Origin of the sequence: Pseudoalteromonas sp. PS1M3, from assembly GCF_016865405.1 — a bacterium.
Taxonomy (GTDB): Bacteria; Pseudomonadota; Gammaproteobacteria; order Enterobacterales; family Alteromonadaceae; genus Pseudoalteromonas; species Pseudoalteromonas marina.
This window is the reverse complement of record NZ_AP022624.1, coordinates 2,387,517-2,405,180: the sequence shown is the minus strand read 5'-3', so window position 1 is coordinate 2,405,180 and position 17,664 is coordinate 2,387,517. Positions and strand designations below refer to the sequence as shown.

Below are 17,664 nucleotides of genomic sequence, written 5' to 3'. Positions count from 1 at the left end.
GGCTTAGAGCCAGCGAATTGCGTTGGTTACTCGCTCGTTATAGGTATCTAGTGGTGCACCCACACTGGCAACCAAAATGGTATCAGCCTGCGCCCCGCGATTGATTTGGCCTTCAAAGCGCTCATCTTGGAAATGATCATTTCCCAAACCAAACGATTTATTTTCTGAAGGTACAATAAATACCGTCATTGGACCAAAGTCCGATTCAAAAATTAAATGTAAGCCTCTTTCCCCTTTAAAATCACAAAACATAGCGTAAGTTATATCGCCAGGAAGCTCATCTATGTGACCTCCAAGTACGGCCAGTTTGTCATTAACACTTTGAAGGCTGATAGGGGATTTTTTATCAAGGGCATTTATTTCGTAGTACACATGCGCAAGTGCATGCTCGCCCGCTTCGTGGCCAATATGCTGCTCTGAGCTGAAAAAGAACGCACTCACTGCGACCATGAATGATGCCGCTAAGGCAAGGTGCACACGGTCAAACTTAAAACGCGATTTAGCGTCAACAACGTTGGTGCCAGCAGCTTGCTCTTCTTGTAAGGCTTTTTCTTTTAACGATGTATTTAAAATAATACGATCAGCTAAGTTATCAGGCACAGGTATGTCGAGTGCATCTTGAAGGTGTTTATCAAATTCTTTCATTTCGGTAATAAAACTTTGTCGCTCAGGGTTGCTCTGGGCAAACTCCATAAGTTCATTATCTATATCGTTTGGTTGCGCAATAGTGCGGCGACGAAACTCAAGTTCATCCATTATTTTGATGCCCCTTTAAGTTGTTCATCATCACGGCTTAAAGCCTCTTTAAGTTGGTTTCTAGCACGGTATAAACGTGTCATCACCGTGTTTTTATTTAAATCGAGTATGTCGGCAATTTCCTCGCCAGTGCACCCCATTACGACCTGTAATAATAGTGGCTCTCTGTATTCGTCAGATAGCAATCCAATTTGTCGTTGAATAACGGTTTGCTCCATTTCATCATCAAGCGAATGGCTGGTTTCATCAACTAGCGTATCGTTTTCTACATCACTGTAATCAAACTGTTTACGTTCAAATCGTCGTGCGTTTTCTCTGCGTAAAATAGTCAGTAACCACGGCTTTGCTGCTTTTTGATCGAGTAAAGAATCAAGTGAGCGCCAAGCGCGCAAAAATGTCTCTTGTACTAAATCATCAGCTATGTGCGGATCACGGCACAACCAGTATGCAAAGCGGTAAAGCTCTTTATTATAAACGTGAACTAAGGCCTCATAACGTTTTTGTTTCTCTGCCATATCGATTAAGACCTGATTATTTGATTTTTTATTTCCCAGCATAAGCACTTTTTTACTACTATATTTTTATTTAATGAAAAAAGACTCATACGTAACTTTATTTTAGCTATAAAGGTCTTTTAATACAGTTTGTTGCGAATTTGATGCTTGAGCTTGCTCACTCTCAAGTATTTTTATAATAGCACCAAGGTCACTGTTTTTAGCTTTATTTCCATACAATTGCGCTTGTAATTGAATTACCTCAGTACTCAACTGTGAGTTATTAATCCGTCGGCATAACTCATCAATAGCGCCGGTATCCTGTTTGGTTATTTGTACTGCGTAATTATTTAGCTCATTGTAAAAGGCCTTAACATCACCTGCTTTTTGTATGTTTAACAGCTTTTTTAAACTTGGCTGGCTGAGTGGAGTAGGTAATGGCTTCACTTTTTCAATGGTATTTATATTAGAACGGGTAAACCAATAATAAATTGCAGTGCCAATCCATAAAATATAACCCAGTAAAGCAACAGCAATAAGCCATAGTGGCGTGTAGCTGCGAGCAGTTTGCATTTGGGCTGATGTATTAGCGTCAACTTTAGTTTCATCAACGGGTGTGTTCTCAATACTTTGCTCTGTATTTACAGGGGTATTAACAACGGTGCTGCTTGGCGTTACAGTAATTTTACGCGCTGGGAGCGTGGCAAAACTAATACGGTTAATTTTAGTATTAAACCAAGGTAATTTAATTTCAGGTAAGGTGTAAGTGCCCGGTGTTTGTGGCAATAATGCATACGATGCGGTTTGTTGCGAAACAACACGCCCATTTCTTACTGCGTTGTTGTTATCTTTTTGATCAGGGTAGCTACGGATCCCATTTATTGTTGGCATTTCTATATCTGGGAGTTGCTCTTTGGTGACGCCAAGCGCTGTAAGTGTAATTGTACGAGTTATAGGTGTACCGACTTCAATGGTGTCATCACTTGGTTGCCATTCTTCACCAAGGTTTACCAGCTCACTGGGCAACCATGCTCCTTTGTAATCACTGGGAATGGGTTTAATTTCTATTTGTTGGTCTTCGCCAATTGCAGACACTTCTAACTGGCGATAATTTTGTTGCACTCGGCCCTGAAATACGGGGGCAGCAATAGTATAAGGACCACTTTTTTGGGGTTGAATCAAATACTCTCGAGTAATAACTAGGTAGCGTTTACCATCAACTAATTCGTAACTTTCTGTCTGTTTACCTAGTTGTGTTAGCTGTGCATCTTCCATGCTCGGTGTGCTTAAACTACCATCAAGTAACTCTTTAGCTAAGTATAGTTTTAGTGTGTAAACGCCTGCTTCTTGCACATAGAGTGAATTGCTAGAAAGTGATGTTTTTACAAAAATGTCGTTATTATTGTCAGCATTTGCAGCACGTTTTGTCACGGTTAAATCAATTGGCTGCGAGCTTAATCCACTTACCGTAAATGAGGGGATAGTGTACTGCCCCTCGGTGCGGGTCATTAATTTAACGCTCCACGTAGTTTGTTTATTAATGCTACCGTTTATGATGTTAGTTCGCGTACTTAAACTTGTTGGGCCGACTACAAAATCTTTCAGCAGTACAGACGTATCGGGTTGTTCACCTTTCACGTTATCGTCTACTGATATATTGAGCATAAAAAACTCACCCGCCAAAACAGGGTTTTTATCTACGCTCGCTTGAAGTTTTGTCGCTGCGAACGAGGGGATCGCGCATAGTAGCAATAAACAGCAAAATAATCGCATTACCATGATTTTTCTACTCCTGTAGGGCGGCGTTGATATTGTCTTTTTTGGGCTTCGAGTTGCATTTTATTCCGTAGTAAAATTGCCGGGTCGTCCGGTACTTTTCTGAGTAACTGATTAAGCTGCTGGGCTTTTTCTTTTTCTTCATTTGTAAGCTCACTGGCTTGTGCTTGCATTGCCTGTTGTTGCGCTTTTTGTTTTTGCTCGTCGCTAACGGGTTGCTCACTCATTGCTTGCGATTGGGGCTGTTGCTGGTCAGACTGTTCAGCGTTTTTATTTTCGCTTTGTTCGCTTTGTGGTTGTGCTTGCATATCAGGTTTATTTTGCTCCTCTGATTGCTCACCGGTTTGCCCTTGCTGATCTTCAGAGGGTTCAGACTCTTGCTCTGATTTTTCGCTCGCATCGCTCTGCCTTTGGTTTTCACCTTTTGCCGAGTCGTTTTGCTCATTATTTTGTTGCTCTTGCCCAGATTGTTCGTTATTGGGTTGTTGGTTTTGATCGCCTTGTTGCTGGTTTTCTTGATTTTGAGATTCATCACCACTTTGTTCTTGCTGGTTCTGCTGTTCTTGTTGATTCAACAGCTGCTCAACTAAGGCTTGGTTATCTGCGGCTTGACTAAAATCACTTTGCAGCGTTTGAGCTTGCTTATAAGCGTTTATGGCCTCTTCAAGTTTGCCCGCTTTGGCAAGTGCATTGCCATAGTTATAGTAACCTGTGGCCGACTTATCTTGACCAAATGCATCTAAAGCGGCGTTATAATTGCCTTGTTTGTAAAGCGCTGCGCCTTTTAATTGGTTTGACTTCGCGTTAGCGGCTTTGTCGTATTCTTCATTTTTATAGGCGGTGAGAGCCCGTTGGTCTGTATTTTTTAATAGTGTAGGGAGCTCCAATGCATACGCGTTTTGCTGAGGTAAAAAGGTAAGCAACAAAACCGCGCCTAAGAAGGCAGAGCGCCTGAATAAATACAAACCAAATGGTAACAAGAGCAAAAGCCCGTAAATACCGGCGTCGATACGCCACAGTGCTTGGCTTTGTGTTTCATCTTTTAATAACTCACTATTAGCCATTGGCGAAAACGTATTTATGTCGCTATTACTTGGTTGATAGCGCGCAAATTTCCCGCCACTGCGCGTTGCTAAGCTTTTTAGTTGTGAAATATTTATAGTAGGGATGACAATTTGACCGTACCGGTCTTTTAAAAAACCACCTTCAGGTAACTTTATAGGCGCACCTTGCTCTGACCCTACACCATAAATGTTGAGTCTAAATGTTGTGTTATTTATAAAGCTTGTTACATCGCTTTGTTCTTCTTGTTCTATACCATCGGTTATTAAAATAATATCGCCATCAATATAACCTGCCTGATTTAATAACTCTTTTGCCATATCTAGGCCAGCTAAAACATTAGAGCCTTTGTCGGGCATTATGTCGGGGCTTAAGCTTGGAATTAAATTGCTGAGTGTTGTGGCATCATTGGTTAGTGGCGATATGGTATACGCAGTGCCAGCATAAGCAACTAGCGCGGTGTCACCTTCTTTAAAAAGCTCAATCATATCAAGGGATTTAAAACGAGCTTGCGTTAACCTGTTTGGTAAAATGTCGGTGCTGTACATTGAATAAGACATATCCATAACGATGACACGAGCACTTTTGCTTTGAAAAACGGGTACCTGTTTTTTTTCAAAGCTTGGGCCTGCACTGAATAAAACCCCTAAACTGCAAAATACAGCTATCAGCCAAACTGGTTGGCTGGCTTTTGTGTTGGTATCACTGATGACAAATTGGGCTAAGTGAGGTGCAATTAATTGCACGTCTGTGGTTTTTTTGTGCTTAATTAACGCTACAAAAAATAGGCCAATTGCAGGTATAAGTAGCCATAAAATGGCAGGGCGAATAAATTCAAAATCCATTAGTTTAGCTCCTTTAATGCGCGCAATGTACTTAGCATCACGTTTAAGCTAATTAGTAAAATGGCAATAAGTAGCGGGTAATAAAATAATGAGCTTTGTGGGCGAAAGGTTTTTTCGTCCGCACTAATGGGCTCTAGCTTATCAAGCTCTGCGTAAATCTGTTTGAGGCCCGCTACATCCTTGGCTCTAAAGTAAAGGCCACCGGTATCGTCAGCTATATTTTTTAGTAGGCGCTCATCTAAATTACTTCCGCCTGAGCCACCCATATTAAATAGGCTAAAGCCACGTGGGTTATCAGAGCCGACACCTATGGTATAGACTTTAATGCCCTCTTCCCGGGCTAGTAATAATGCGTCGTCAGGGTTTAAGTTACCCGCGGTATTTTGACCGTCGGTTAATAGCACAACGATTCGGTTACTGTCGTCTTTACTAGCAAAACGTTTCACTGATAAGCCAAGTGCGTCGCCAATAGCTGTCGCGCGTCCAACTAAACCTATTTGTGCTTCGTTAAGCATTTTAGTTACCGTTTTTAAATCGCGCGTTAAAGGTGTTTGTAAAAACGCCGTATCGCCAAACAAAATAAGTCCAAGTCTGTCGCCAGTGCGTTGTTCTATAAAGTCGCTAAGTACTGCTTTTACCATTGTTAAGCGGTCAACATATTGACCATTGTAGGCCATATCCTGTTCGGTCATCGAGCCAGATAAATCCACCGCAAGCATGATATCTCGGCCTTCATTTGGCAACAAAATAGGCTCGTCTAACCACGTGGGGTTAGCAGCTGCGCTGACAAGTAATAACCAAAGTAGCCATTCAAATAACGATAAACGACGTGATCGAGGTTCAATACTTTGATTACTCAAGTTGTGCTGGGCAAACCCCGGAATTCGTAAGCGAGTATTGTTACTGCTTGCTGCTGGCTTTAGTAATAAAAGCAGTAAAGGTAACGGAAGGAGCAAAAAAAGCCATGGCCAACTAAATTCAAACATATAGCGGCTCCTTTACTTTAAAGTTTTTGATTGCTTGTCGAAATTTTTCACTTAAATCGACATTGTTATTTTCGCTACTGTATAAGCTTAAAATTTCTTTCTCAGTAAACGTGAGTCCACTGAGTGTATTAAGCGTTTCACACCACTGCTTTGTAGGTTGTGTGGCAAGGTGCTTACCGTAATATTCAACAACCAGGCGTTTTAAAATAATATGTAAATGCTGAGGGTATTGCTCTTGTTGACTTAATGATACGGCATAACGTTTTGCTTTTTTAAATTGGTACGCTTTATAAATTGCATACACACCGGTTAAAAGTGCAATGCAAAGTAGAGCAATAATAACCCACCAAGCAGGGGCGAGTGGCCACCAATCAACTTGGTTAGGTGCTATTACATCGTGCAGGCCATCGAGTGGATTGGTTTGCATGGTTTATTTTCTCACAAGCTGCAGTTCAAGTGGTTCGGCTGCATTGAACGATATTAAATTAAGACCCGATTTAGTTAAGCGAGTAAGGCGCTTTTTGAATGTATCTTCTGCATTTTTAGCAAAGCGCGCTCTAAAGGTATTATCCATTAGTGGCAAAGCAATATCTTGGCCATTTGTACTAACGCTTACAGTATTTTTATAAGCCGGTAATTGATGTTCAAATGGGTCGCTAATATGACAGCCAATAAGCTCACAATGGCGGCTAAGTATTTCAAGCTGTTTGAAGCTTGCATCGTCAAGAGAACTAAAATCTGATACCAAATACACCAAGCTACCCGGCTTTGCCAAATGATTAAGGCGCTTTAGGTTATCACTAAAGTTATTGTGGGCTTTTGCATCTATTCCCCCAAGGGCTTGCTGGTGGTTAGCACATAAATTGTGACAAAGCTTTAATACGGATTTTTCTCGCGCGCTGGGTTTGAGCTCTAAATGAGCGTGCTGATTAAATACAATGCCGCCAATTCTGTCGCCACGCTGGCAGGCAGACCATGCAACTAAAGCACTAATGTGCGCAGCTTGCACTGACTTAAGCAGGAGCTTTGAGCCAAATAACATCGAGTTTGAAAAATCGGTAAATACAAATACAGGACGTTCTTTTTCTTCTTGAAAAAGTTTTGTATGGGTTTCGCCTGTACGCGCTGTAACTCGCCAGTCAATTGAACGAATGTCGTCACCTTGCTGGTAATGGCGAACTTCGGCAAATTCCATACCACGGCCTTTATGCGGTGCAAGATATTGCCCTGCTAAAGTATTTTTAATTTTAACCTTAGGAGCAAGCTCAAGCAGTTGCGCTTTGGCTTTGTAATACATCAGCTCTTTTAGTGCTAAATTAACACCGTGGCTATGGCTTTGTTTCAGCCATGCCTGAGGGTCTAATTGTTTATGCATAAATTAAGGTACAGCTACCAGTTCTACAATTCGGCTAATTACTTGGTCTTTTGTAATACCATCGGCTTGGGCTTCGTAGCTCAAAATAATGCGATGGCGTAGTACATTATGAACAACCGCTTGTATGTCGTCAGGGGCTACAAAGTCGCGGCCCTGTATCCATGCATGAGCACGTGCACATTTATCGAGCGCGATAGTGGCACGAGGGCTGGCGCCAAATTCAATCCAGCGGCCTAGTTGTTCATCTAATTGCGCGCCTTCTCGCGTAGCAATAATAAGTTGAACCAAATAATGCTCAAGAGGCTCGGCTAAGTACAAACCTAAAATTGCTTGGCGGGCAGCAAATAAATCGCTTTGGCTAATTTTTTGTAAAACAGCTTGTTGCTCTTTTAATGCTTCACCGCGCGTTAGGCGTAAAATGTCTAGCTCGTGCTCGGCGCCCGGATAACCAATACTTAAATGCAGTAAAAAGCGGTCAAGCTGTGCTTCTGGCAGCGGGTAAGTACCTTCTTGCTCTAGCGGATTTTGAGTGGCCATTACTAAAAATAAGTCGCTAAGTGGGTAGGTGTTTTTTCCTACCGTTACTTGGCGCTCAGCCATGGCCTCTAGTAATGCTGATTGTACTTTTGCAGGGGCACGGTTAATTTCATCAGCCAAAATAAGGTTATGAAATAAAGGGCCTTTCTCAAACACAAACTCGCTTGTTTGTTGGCGGTAAATATCGGTGCCAGTTACATCGGCCGGTAATAAATCGGGTGTAAACTGGACACGTTGAAACGAACCTTCAATCCCTTTTGCAAGCGCATTTACAGCGCGTGTTTTTGCAAGCCCTGGTGGGCCTTCAACTAATAAGTGGCCGTCAGCTAAAATAGCAATAAGTAGTGCTTGAGTAAGCTCTGGCTGGCCAATGATTTGTGTATCTAAGTACGTTTTTAATTGTGAAAATGCGTTAGCTGCCATAATAAGTGGACTGTCCTCGTCAGCTGGGTTAGTACCTAAATGGGTTAGGTTGCAAATACTGACCTATTTATAAGGTTTATAATAGGGTAACTCAAGAGTTAGACTGTATTTTTTAAAATAGTTCGTTATTTTTTAACGGTTTTTAGCGTACCACAAATCTTTGTAAATGCGTTTAAAAAAGCCTATTGTGTGATATGTAAACATGACTACTTTGTATAAATTTCAGTTTATCTATTGGCTTTAGCACACGGGTTGTTTAGAATCGAGGAAAACAAACAGGTCAGACCTGTCAGCGGGAGAGCATAAATGTCTGAGCAAAACATACTAAAAACACCAAAGGGTGATCGTATTGCCATTGTAAGTGGCCTTCGTACACCGTTTGCAAAACAAGCAACAGCATTCCACCACGTACCAGCACTTGATATGGGTAAGTTAGTCGTTAACGAAATGCTTGAGCGATTAAATTTCGACAAGTCAGAAATCGATCAACTTGTATTTGGTCAAGTAGTACAAATGCCAGAAGCGCCAAATATTGCGCGTGAAATTGTACTTGGTACAGGCATGCCAGTTGGTGTTGATGCTTATTCTGTGTCACGTGCATGTGCTACCAGCTTTCAGGCAATTGCTAACGTAGCTGAGTCTATTATGGCGGGCTCTGTGAGTGTAGGTATTGCCGGTGGTGCCGATTCGTCGTCTGTATTACCTATTGGCGTAAGTAAAAAATTGGCCGGTAGCTTAGTTGATTTAAACAAAGCGCGTACTTTAGGGCAACGCTTACAAATTTTTTCAAAGCTGCGCTTAAAAGACTTAATGCCAGTACCGCCCGCAGTTGCAGAGTACTCAACAGGCCTTTCAATGGGTCAAACTGCTGAGCAAATGGCTAAAACACATAATATTAGCCGTGAAGACCAAGATGCATTAGCGCATCGTTCACATTCACTTGCTACCCAAGCATGGGCAGATGGCAAGTTAAAAGATGAAGTAATGACGGCACATTTACCGCCATACAAAAGCTTTATTGAAGAAGATAATAATATTCGTAAAAATTCGACAGTTGAAGGTTACGCAAAACTTAAGCCTGTGTTTGACCGTCAACATGGTTCGGTTACAGCCGCAAATGCAACACCACTTACAGATGGTGCCGCTGCGGTATTAATGATGAACGAAAGTAAAGCACGCGCGCTTGGTTACGAAATTTTGGGTTACGTACGTAGCTTTGCGTTTTCTGCCATTGGTGTGGAGCAAGACATGTTAATGGGTCCTGCGCATTCAACACCTATCGCACTAGACAGAGCGGGTATTACCCTTGCTGATTTAGATTTAATTGAAATGCATGAGGCATTTGCATCGCAAGCCCTTGCGAACATGAAGATGTTTGCTTCAGACAAGTTTGCGCAAGAAAAGCTAGGTCGAAGCAAAGCAATTGGCGAAATTAACATGGATAAGTTTAACGTGAATGGCGGCTCGCTTGCATATGGTCACCCATTTGCAGCAACAGGTGCTCGCTTAATTACACAAAGCTTAAACGAGCTTAAACGTCGTGGTGGCGGTTTAGCATTAACAACAGCATGTGCTGCTGGTGGTTTAGGTGCAGCCTTTGTATTGGAGAGCGCGTAATGACAGATTCAGTATTTAATTTAGCGGTAGACGAAAATAAAATTGCCGTTGTAACGATTGACGTGCCGGGTGAAAAAATGAATACCCTGCGTGACTCGTTTGCAGACGATTTAAAAGCCTTACTTACGCAAGCACAAGAACATGCTGTTAAAGGCATGGTTTTTATCAGCGGTAAAAGCGATAACTTTATTGCAGGCGCTGACGTAAAGATGCTTGATAGCGTAGAAAAACGTGAAGATGCACTTGCTATTAGCGAGCTGTGTCATCACGCTTTTTTTGATATGGAAAAACTACCATACACTACAGTAAGTGCCATTCATGGCGCTGCGCTTGGTGGTGGTTTAGAGTTTGCTTTAGCGTGTGATTACCGTGTTGGTACAGATAGTGATTTAACTAAAATTGGCTTACCTGAGGTTCAACTAGGTTTATTACCTGGTGGCGGTGGTACGCAGCGTTTAACTAAAATAGTGGGTATTCAAAAAGCACTTGAATGGATGCTAACTGGTAAGCAAATTCGTCCTAAGCAGGCAAAAAAAGCCGGTGTTTTAGATGATTGCGTACCGCAAAGCGTACTTTTAAAAGTAGCAAAAGAGTTTGCTGCCAAGAAAAAGCCTCAAGCTAAAGAGCCAAAGCTCGATAAAGTAAGCAAGCTACTAGAGTCAAACCCATTTGGTCGTAACTTTATCTTTAAAAAAGCAAAAGAAAACGTACTGAAAAAAACGGGCGGCCATTACCCAGCGCCATTGGCTATTATAAAAGCAGTACGAGCGAGCGTTGAGCTTGATGAGCTTAAAGCATATAAAACCGAAGCAGAAGGGTTTGCAACGCTTGTTATGAGTGAGCAATCTAAAGCGCTTCGTGGTTTATTTTTTGCAACCACCGAAATGAAAAAAGAGTGGCGCAACGATGACGCGCCAGCAGTGACTAAAACTGCCGTGTTAGGTGGCGGGCTTATGGGCGCTGGTATTGCCCATGTAAGTGCTGTAAAAGCGAAAGTGCCTGTTCGTATTAAAGATGTCGCAGAGCAAGGCATTAGCAATGCGATGAACTACACCTACAAAATTCTTGATAAGCGCCTTAAGCGCCGCATTATGTCTAAAGCAGATATGCAGTTAACAATGAACCGTATAACCGGTACAACTGACTACAGTGGCTTTAAACATATTGATTTAGTTATTGAAGCGGTATTTGAAGACTTAGCACTTAAGCAAGGTATGGTTGCAGACGTAGAACAGCAATGCCAAGAGAATACAATTTTTGCGAGTAATACGTCATCGTTGCCTATTTCTCAGATTGCGGCAAATGCTACACGTCCTGAAAACGTAATTGGCTTGCATTATTTCTCTCCAGTAGAAAAAATGCCACTGGTTGAAATTATTCCGCACGAAGGCACGTCTCAAGAGACAATTGCACGTGTTGTTAATTTTGCGCGTAAGCAGGGTAAAACGCCAATTGTTGTTAAAGACATGGCAGGTTTTTACGTAAACCGCATACTTGCACCTTACTTAAATGAAGCGGCTAACTTAATGCTTGCTGGTGAGCCAATTGAAAAAATTGATGCAGCACTTGTAGAGTTTGGTTTCCCAGTAGGTCCGCTTGCATTACTTGACGAAGTAGGTATTGATATTGGCTCTAAGATCGCACCTATTCTTGAAAAAGAATTGGGAGAGCGCTTTAAAGGACCTGATGCCTTTTCACGCATGATTGATTCAAAACGCCTTGGTCGTAAAACGGGTCGTGGTTTTTATGATTACGAGAAAAAAGGCAAAAAAGTTGACGAGTCAGTTTACGAGTTGCTGGGTGTAACGCCTAATTCACGTTTAAACAAAAATGAAATTGCTCAGCGTTGTGTAGCGCAAATGCTTAATGAAGCTGCGCGTTGTTTAGATGAGGGCATTATTGCAAGCCCACGTGATGGTGATATTGGCGCTATTTTTGGTATTGGCTTCCCGCCATTCCTAGGTGGTCCATTTAGCTACATGGATAAACTCGGTACGAGCAAAGTAAGTTCGGATATGTCTACGCTTGCTAATAGCAACGCTATATTTGCACCCTGTGAGTCGTTAGTATCAATGGCTGAGTCAGGTGAAACGTTTTATGGCGAAAAGCCAACACAAAACGAAACTGTTGCTGAAGTAGTAAAGCTAGAAACATCAGAGCAAGAAGCAGACGTTGTGCCTGAAGAGCAATCAGACGTTGCTAAAGATGACACTAAATAACGTTTAGCACGTATTAAAAAACCGCATTTTATGAAGTGACCCCCAATAGTTGGACAATCCAATTACTGGGGGTCTTTTTATGTCCAAGCACAAAAGAATATTTAAGTTAAAGCTCGCACAACTTGCTGAGCAGGAAAACTCTGAAGCATTAAGTAGAAAGTACAATATTAGCGCTCGGCTTATTCGTTATTGGTTTCAGGTCTACCTGCTTAATGGGTCAAAGAGTTTTATCCATAAACAGTTACCTTATTCAGGCGGGTTCAAAATTCATGTGCTCGAGACGATGGAAATTAATGATTGGTCTTTGGGTTATACTAGCGCCTATTTCGACTTATCATCCCCAGGTATTTTATTTCAATGGCAAAAGCTTTATGCTCACGAGGGTATAACCCGACTAAAACCACAGAAAAAAGGTAGGCCTCGCGTGACGAATCATTCTTCATCTCCTAAACCATCAGCAGACATGTCTGAAAAAGAGCTCAGGGAAGAATTGGATTATCTACGTGCAGAGAACGCAGTCTTAAAAAAGTTAGAAGCCTTGGCTCAGGCCAGAAAGAAAAAAGCAAAGACAAAACGATAGTTGTCGAAGAGCTCAAGGCAAAATACAGCTTACAACACTTATTAAAGGTCACAGGGCTTCCCAAGAGTGTGTATTATTACCATCGTAATACACTGTTTCAGCCCTGTTCCAACACTGACTTATGCGAAAGAATACGTGATATCTATCACAAGCACAAAGGACGATACGGCTACCGTAGGGTAACTTGCACGCTAAGAGCAATGGGTTTGATGGTTAATCATAAGCGCGTGCAACGCTTGATGGGCGAACTTGGCTTGAAATCAAAAGTCAGACCTAAACGCTACACCTCTTACAAAGGTGAAGTCGGTAGAATCGCTGAAAATATTCTCAAACGTGAATTTACGGCAAAGAAGCCCAATCAAAAATGGGTGACCGATGTCACTGAATTTAAAGTCAATGGAGAAAAGGTATACCTGTCACCGGTAATAGACCTATTTAACCAAGAAGTGGTCAGCTATGAGGTAAGGACATCTGTCACGCTACCACTAGTGACTGACATGCTTAAAGCCGCAACAGCAAAGCTGTTGAAGCATGAGAGACCACTCATCCACTCAGACCAAGGTTGGCAATATCAAAATAAACGATATCAACAACACCTGAAAAAGCATGGGCTAATTCAAAGTATGTCTCGAAAAGGAAACTGCTTAGACAATGCCGTTGCAGAAAACTTCTTCGGCATATTAAAAACTGAGATGTATCACAATGAGACGTTCAAGGACGCAAATGAACTCATTGAAAACATCAAAGAATACATCGATTATTACAACAACGAACGCATTAAGCTAAAACTAAAAGGCCTGAGTCCGATACAATATCGAAATCAGGCCTTGGTTGCCGCTTAGAAATGAGTCCAACTTATTGGGGTCACTTCATTAGATGCGGTTTTTTTGTGTTCTAACTAGGCCAAGTAACAGGCTTATAAGTAGCTTAATCAGCATTTAAATGTTGCGCTATCATGTTACGGTCTTTTTCAGGCATGTTTTCCACGACTAAATTAAACGAATTATCAATCATGCGTTCAATTTCACCTTGGGGGATTGAGCCGTCTAAAATAACCGTATTCCATAAACGCTTATTCATGTGATAGCCGGGGATAACCGCGGGGAAAATATCGCGTAACGAAAGTGCCTCATCGGGATCACACTTTAAATTAAGCCACCAAATTACTTCACCGTTTTCGTTTGTTTCACCATCGTTACCAACAGCAAGCGTGGCGAACATTTTATGATTCACTTTATAGACATCAACCTCTTGAGCAAATGGTTTTGTAACCAACACAAGCGGCTTTTTGATTAAATACTCATGTACTTTTATTTGATCCATGATCCATTCCTTGAAGTCATACTAGGTAGATACACCATAGCAGTTTTTTAATGAATTGATTATATGTATTTTAGTATAAATATAGATTTTACAAGTCAATACAAGGTATAAGCCGTTTTAGCTCACTTTATTGTTGAACAAAGTTCAGTTCGTGGTATGTTTCTGGCAATTAAAAAAATAATAGGATTTACACATGCCAAAGGCGAGTGAAGTAAAAAAAGGCACAGCTATTGAGTTTAATGGTCGTGTATTAGTAGTAAAAGATATTGTGCGCTCGGTTCCTCAAGGCCGTGCTGGTGGAAGCTTATACCGTATGCGTTTATACGATGTAGTAACCGGTGGAAAGGTTGATGAAACGTTTAAAGACAGCGATATGCTAACGCTTGCTGACTTAATTCGTCGTGAGGCTATGCTGTCGTACATAGATGGCGACGAATACGTGTTTATGGATAGCGAAGACTACACGCCGTATAACTTGAATAAAGATGCCATTAGCGAAGAAATTTTGTTTATCAATGAAGAAACCCAAGGGGTGCACGTTATTGTCATTGATGGAGCGCCAGTAGGGCTTGATTTACCTTCAAGCGTTGAGCTTGTTGTAGAAGAAACTGATCCATCTATTAAGGGCGCTTCAGCCAGTGCTCGTTCAAAACCAGCACGCATGTCTACTGGTTTGAATATATCTGTTCCTGAGCATATTTCAACGGGCGATCGCATTCGTATCAATACGGTTGAAAACAAATTTATGGGGCGTGCTGAAAAGTAGCGCTCATCAAATTATTAATTAAATTAAAAAGCTGCGGTTTAGCTAGGGTCTGTTAATCCTTCAAGGTTAAATTTGCAGCTGTCTGTTTGGTATGTAGGTAAGGCAGAGCCTATGTAGTGTGGTTATTCCCCATAAGCTGGCGATAACGTCGTATTAATACTAAACAGCTGCAGCCCAAAGGGTTCTTCCTAAGGGCTATAGACTCTTTATTACTCAGTTTTTACTTAATCTACTAGGTTACAAACCTCGCGCCGTGATTAAATAGCTGCTGATTTGAACAAAATTTAATCCCAAAGATCAACAGGCCTAAATACGCTGCTTTTTTGTTAAAGGTGTATTGCTTTAAATTTAATCGAAGAAACGCAAAACTGCGCGCCAATTTATTTAGATAAGGTATGTGGTTTTGTGGTTTGTTTTACTTAGCAGTTTGTTTATCCCGCTTATGTACTTAGACACAATACAAAAAGGAATGCCCGTAAAGCGCTGGCTTTTACTCAGTGCGTTGCTTGGCCCATTGGCTTGGTTTTTATTTAACGTTCATTACAGGCGAGCCTGGTTGAGATATGTCGGTGTTAATACCTGCACGTGGCGCGCTTAGCTTATAGACGCCACATTACTTTTTTTAGAGCTAATTAAGCTTGGCGTTGCTTTACTTTGTTGTTGTTTTAAAAACTCAGTAAATTCGTCTTTAGATAACGGCTTTGAGTAATAATAACCTTGTACCGTTTCGCAATTAAGCGTTTTTAAAATGTCTATTTGATGTGCTTGTTCTACGCCTTCGGCAACCACATGTAAGTCAAGGTTGTGAGCAATCGTGACGATTGAATCGACCATATTTCGGCCGCGCTCGTTTTTCATATCATCAATAAATGCCTTGTCTACTTTTAGTGTATTTAGCGGAAACTGTTTTAAATAAGCCAAAGATGAATACCCAGTACCAAAGTCGTCCATGGCTAAATGAATACCTCGGGCGCTTAACGAGCGCATAATATTAATGGCTTCGTTTGGATCATCCATTACTGTGCCTTCAGTGATCTCTAATTCTAAAAAGTACGATGGCAAAGCATTTTTTTGCAAAATAATATCAATACGCGACGTTAAATCAGGAAGGCTAAATTGTTTAGCAGATAAGTTAACAGCAACGCGCCCATTAAACAGTCCATCGTCCAGCCATTTTTTTACATCGCGACAGGCTTTGTTTAGAACAACTTCTCCAATATCTATTATTTGACCTGTTTCTTCAGCAATAGGGATAAATACGCCCGGACTTATTATTCCTTTTTTAGGAGTAATAAAACGGACTAACGCTTCCATGCCTGTTAACTTGCCCGTGCGTATATTCATTTTTGGCTGATAGTAGACTTCAAAGTGATCTTCTTTCAAACCAAAACGCATTAGGTTTTCAATTTGTAAGCGTTTAACTGCTTGGCGGTTCATGGTGTCGTTAAAAAACAGGTAGCTGTTACCTTTCTTTTTAGCATGATACATTGCGGTATCGGCATTTTTAAGTAGTACCTCGGGTGTGTTTCCATCTTCAGGAAACAACACAATACCAACGCTCGAGGTAATAGCCAGCTCGTGCCCTGCCATTTTAAATGGGGTGGAAATAGCCGCTAAAAACTGTTTTGCAGTGCGAGTGATTACATGAAGGTCGTTCGTATTTGACATTACAAGTGCAAATTCATCGCCTCCTAAACGATAAAATACATCGTTTTCGCGGGTGAGTTTATTTAATCGCATAGCAAGCTTTGCCAGTAAACTATCACCTAGTTGATGACCTAATGAGTCGTTTATCTTTTTAAAGTTATCTAAATCAAAAACAAGTAATGCATGGTGAGCGTCTTGTTGAACCAGTTTATGTAAGTTAGTAAAAAATAAATTACGGTTAGGCAGGCTTGTGGTGCGATCTCGATTTGATAAATTATGCAGCTGCGACTCTGCTTTTTTTCGCTCTGTTAAGTCGGAATAAACAACCACGTAGTTAGTGATTTGGTTTTGCTCGTTTTTAATTTCATCAATTGATATTTCTATTGGCAGCAATACACGCTCATTATTGCGCAGTTTAATTTCTTGCTGAATATGCTCAGTTTGGCGCACTACATCGATAATGTTTTCAACGTAACTTGTATCGTATCCAGGCAAATTAAAATCTTTATTTAGGTATTGTTCGCGCATACCACCAAATAACGTTAAAAAACTGGGATTTATGTCGACTAATTTAAAGTTCTTATCGTAAATTGCCAGCGCATCAGTAAACGACTCAACACATTTAGCAAACAGATTTAATCGTTCTTCGGTTGATTTTAACTGTGAAATATCGCGAACAGTGCCTGTCATTCTGAGCGGGGCTAGATTTGCATCTTTTTCGATAACCTTGCCGCGGTCAAGCACCCAATGCCACTTGCCAAATGTATCTTTGACCCGGTATGTGGCCTCAAAAAAAACGCTTTGCTCTGCAAAATGTTTTTTTAGTAGATGCTCAACATGAGGAATATCTTGTGGGTGTATAAGTCCTTTATTTGGTGGGAAACCCATAATAGTGGGGGAGTTCATCATGTATTTATCGTTAATACGAATAACTTCGCCTGTTTTTATATTCCAATCCCACAAGGTGTCACCACTGCCTTCAACGGTACTTTTTAAACGTTTTTCAGAGAGGCGAAGTTGGCGACGAGAGCGCCTAAGCTTGTATATAACAAATAATAGGTATGGCAAAGCGAGCGCAATAATAGCGCTCGACAATAACAGCAGAGTGTCTGAATTGTATTTAAATGAAGACTCAAAGGCGTAAGTATCAAACGAGTAAGCAAGTAATACAGCGAATAGGTTTAGTTTTATTGTTTTTATTATCATTTTTTATTACTACTAATTTACTAATGACAATTTAAAACAAGGACATTCAAGA

General features: G+C 41.1%; 16 protein-coding genes. 6 read left to right on the top strand and 10 right to left on the bottom strand.

Annotated elements, in window-relative coordinates:
• Positions 1-3: 3 nt before the first annotated feature.
• From PS1M3_RS11170 to PS1M3_RS11135, 8 genes are read right to left on the bottom strand one after another with little or no spacing between them, the layout of a single operon-like run.
• Positions 4-756, bottom strand: coding sequence for a DUF3379 family protein (locus tag PS1M3_RS11170; RefSeq protein WP_203984250.1), 753 nt, complete (start codon positions 754-756; stop codon positions 4-6).
• On the bottom strand, positions 756-1,313 hold the full coding sequence (locus PS1M3_RS11165; protein WP_021032391.1) for a sigma-70 family RNA polymerase sigma factor: 558 nt from the start codon (positions 1,311-1,313) through the stop codon (positions 756-758). Before PS1M3_RS11165 ends, PS1M3_RS11170 begins: the two co-directional genes overlap by 1 nt.
• A 60-nt stretch (positions 1,314-1,373) precedes the next feature.
• On the bottom strand, positions 1,374-3,029 hold the full coding sequence (locus PS1M3_RS11160) for a BatD family protein (protein WP_203984248.1): 1,656 nt from the start codon (positions 3,027-3,029) through the stop codon (positions 1,374-1,376).
• Positions 3,023-4,933, bottom strand: a complete 1,911-nt coding sequence (locus PS1M3_RS11155; RefSeq protein ID WP_203984246.1) for a VWA domain-containing protein — start codon at positions 4,931-4,933, stop codon at positions 3,023-3,025. The genes PS1M3_RS11160 and PS1M3_RS11155 overlap by 7 nt, the downstream gene beginning before the upstream one ends.
• Positions 4,933-5,919 (bottom strand): VWA domain-containing protein, encoded by a 987-nt coding sequence (locus tag PS1M3_RS11150; RefSeq protein ID WP_203984244.1) that lies wholly within the window; start codon positions 5,917-5,919, stop codon positions 4,933-4,935. The genes PS1M3_RS11155 and PS1M3_RS11150 overlap by 1 nt, the downstream gene beginning before the upstream one ends.
• On the bottom strand, positions 5,912-6,346 hold the full coding sequence (locus PS1M3_RS11145) for a DUF4381 domain-containing protein (protein ID WP_008126932.1): 435 nt from the start codon (positions 6,344-6,346) through the stop codon (positions 5,912-5,914). Before PS1M3_RS11145 ends, PS1M3_RS11150 begins: the two co-directional genes overlap by 8 nt.
• 3 nt (positions 6,347-6,349) lie before the next feature.
• Positions 6,350-7,294, bottom strand: coding sequence for a DUF58 domain-containing protein (locus tag PS1M3_RS11140; RefSeq protein ID WP_203984242.1), 945 nt, complete (start codon positions 7,292-7,294; stop codon positions 6,350-6,352).
• Between the two features lie 3 nt (positions 7,295-7,297).
• Positions 7,298-8,254 carry a MoxR family ATPase gene (locus tag PS1M3_RS11135; protein WP_203984240.1) on the bottom strand — a complete coding sequence of 319 codons (957 nt, stop codon included), beginning with the start codon at positions 8,252-8,254 and terminating at the stop codon, positions 7,298-7,300.
• Between the two features lie 306 nt (positions 8,255-8,560).
• On the opposite strand from PS1M3_RS11135, the gene fadI reads away from it, so the two are divergent.
• The 4 genes from fadI to PS1M3_RS11115 all read left to right on the top strand — a co-directional run bounded on the left by fadI (position 8,561) and on the right by PS1M3_RS11115 (position 13,512).
• On the top strand, positions 8,561-9,871 hold the full coding sequence (gene fadI / locus PS1M3_RS11130; RefSeq protein WP_006793342.1) for an acetyl-CoA C-acyltransferase FadI: 1,311 nt from the start codon (positions 8,561-8,563) through the stop codon (positions 9,869-9,871).
• Positions 9,871-12,090, top strand: coding sequence for a fatty acid oxidation complex subunit alpha FadJ (fadJ, locus tag PS1M3_RS11125; protein ID WP_203984238.1), 2,220 nt, complete (start codon positions 9,871-9,873; stop codon positions 12,088-12,090). Before fadI ends, fadJ begins: the two co-directional genes overlap by 1 nt.
• A gap of 79 nt (positions 12,091-12,169) precedes the next feature.
• The gene (locus PS1M3_RS11120; protein ID WP_203984230.1) at positions 12,170-12,670 is read left to right on the top strand and encodes a transposase; all 501 of its coding nucleotides are present in this window, start codon (positions 12,170-12,172) and stop codon (positions 12,668-12,670) included.
• Positions 12,580-13,512 (top strand): IS3 family transposase, encoded by a 933-nt coding sequence (locus tag PS1M3_RS11115; RefSeq protein WP_203987283.1) that lies wholly within the window; start codon positions 12,580-12,582, stop codon positions 13,510-13,512. The genes PS1M3_RS11120 and PS1M3_RS11115 overlap by 91 nt, the downstream gene beginning before the upstream one ends.
• 85 nt (positions 13,513-13,597) lie before the next feature.
• On the opposite strand, the gene PS1M3_RS11110 is transcribed toward PS1M3_RS11115, so the two are convergent.
• Positions 13,598-13,993, bottom strand: a complete 396-nt coding sequence (locus PS1M3_RS11110) for an MmcQ/YjbR family DNA-binding protein (RefSeq protein WP_006793344.1) — start codon at positions 13,991-13,993, stop codon at positions 13,598-13,600.
• A gap of 193 nt (positions 13,994-14,186) precedes the next feature.
• Between PS1M3_RS11110 and yeiP the strand changes: the two genes are divergently transcribed.
• Positions 14,187-14,759 carry an elongation factor P-like protein YeiP gene (gene yeiP, locus PS1M3_RS11105; RefSeq protein WP_006793345.1) on the top strand — a complete coding sequence of 191 codons (573 nt, stop codon included), beginning with the start codon at positions 14,187-14,189 and terminating at the stop codon, positions 14,757-14,759.
• A gap of 403 nt (positions 14,760-15,162) precedes the next feature.
• Positions 15,163-15,357 (top strand): hypothetical protein, encoded by a 195-nt coding sequence (locus PS1M3_RS20060; protein WP_239104449.1) that lies wholly within the window; start codon positions 15,163-15,165, stop codon positions 15,355-15,357.
• Here PS1M3_RS20060 and PS1M3_RS11100 read toward each other — a convergent pair.
• On the bottom strand, positions 15,354-17,612 hold the full coding sequence (locus tag PS1M3_RS11100; RefSeq protein ID WP_006793347.1) for a bifunctional diguanylate cyclase/phosphodiesterase: 2,259 nt from the start codon (positions 17,610-17,612) through the stop codon (positions 15,354-15,356). The two genes, PS1M3_RS20060 and PS1M3_RS11100, sit on opposite strands and share 4 nt — an antisense overlap.
• Between the last annotated feature and the right edge of the window lie 52 nt (positions 17,613-17,664).

Excerpts from the sequence above, each read along its gene's own strand:
- PS1M3_RS11170 (WP_203984250.1), bottom strand. The coding sequence starts at position 756 with ATGGATGAACTTGAGTTTCGTCGCCGCACTATTGCGCAACCAAACGAT.
- PS1M3_RS11165 (WP_021032391.1), bottom strand. The coding sequence starts at position 1,313 with ATGCTGGGAAATAAAAAATCAAATAATCAGGTCTTAATCGATATGGCA.
- PS1M3_RS11160 (WP_203984248.1), bottom strand. The coding sequence starts at position 3,029 with ATGGTAATGCGATTATTTTGCTGTTTATTGCTACTATGCGCGATCCCC.
- PS1M3_RS11155 (WP_203984246.1), bottom strand. The coding sequence starts at position 4,933 with ATGGATTTTGAATTTATTCGCCCTGCCATTTTATGGCTACTTATACCT.
- PS1M3_RS11150 (WP_203984244.1), bottom strand. The coding sequence starts at position 5,919 with ATGTTTGAATTTAGTTGGCCATGGCTTTTTTTGCTCCTTCCGTTACCT.
- PS1M3_RS11145 (WP_008126932.1), bottom strand. The coding sequence starts at position 6,346 with ATGCAAACCAATCCACTCGATGGCCTGCACGATGTAATAGCACCTAAC.
- PS1M3_RS11140 (WP_203984242.1), bottom strand. The coding sequence starts at position 7,294 with ATGCATAAACAATTAGACCCTCAGGCATGGCTGAAACAAAGCCATAGC.
- PS1M3_RS11135 (WP_203984240.1), bottom strand. The coding sequence starts at position 8,254 with ATGGCAGCTAACGCATTTTCACAATTAAAAACGTACTTAGATACACAA.
- fadI (WP_006793342.1), top strand. The coding sequence starts at position 8,561 with ATGTCTGAGCAAAACATACTAAAAACACCAAAGGGTGATCGTATTGCC.
- fadJ (WP_203984238.1), top strand. The coding sequence starts at position 9,871 with ATGACAGATTCAGTATTTAATTTAGCGGTAGACGAAAATAAAATTGCC.
- PS1M3_RS11120 (WP_203984230.1), top strand. The coding sequence starts at position 12,170 with ATGTCCAAGCACAAAAGAATATTTAAGTTAAAGCTCGCACAACTTGCT.
- PS1M3_RS11110 (WP_006793344.1), bottom strand. The coding sequence starts at position 13,993 with ATGGATCAAATAAAAGTACATGAGTATTTAATCAAAAAGCCGCTTGTG.
- yeiP (WP_006793345.1), top strand. The coding sequence starts at position 14,187 with ATGCCAAAGGCGAGTGAAGTAAAAAAAGGCACAGCTATTGAGTTTAAT.
- PS1M3_RS11100 (WP_006793347.1), bottom strand. The coding sequence starts at position 17,612 with ATGATAATAAAAACAATAAAACTAAACCTATTCGCTGTATTACTTGCT.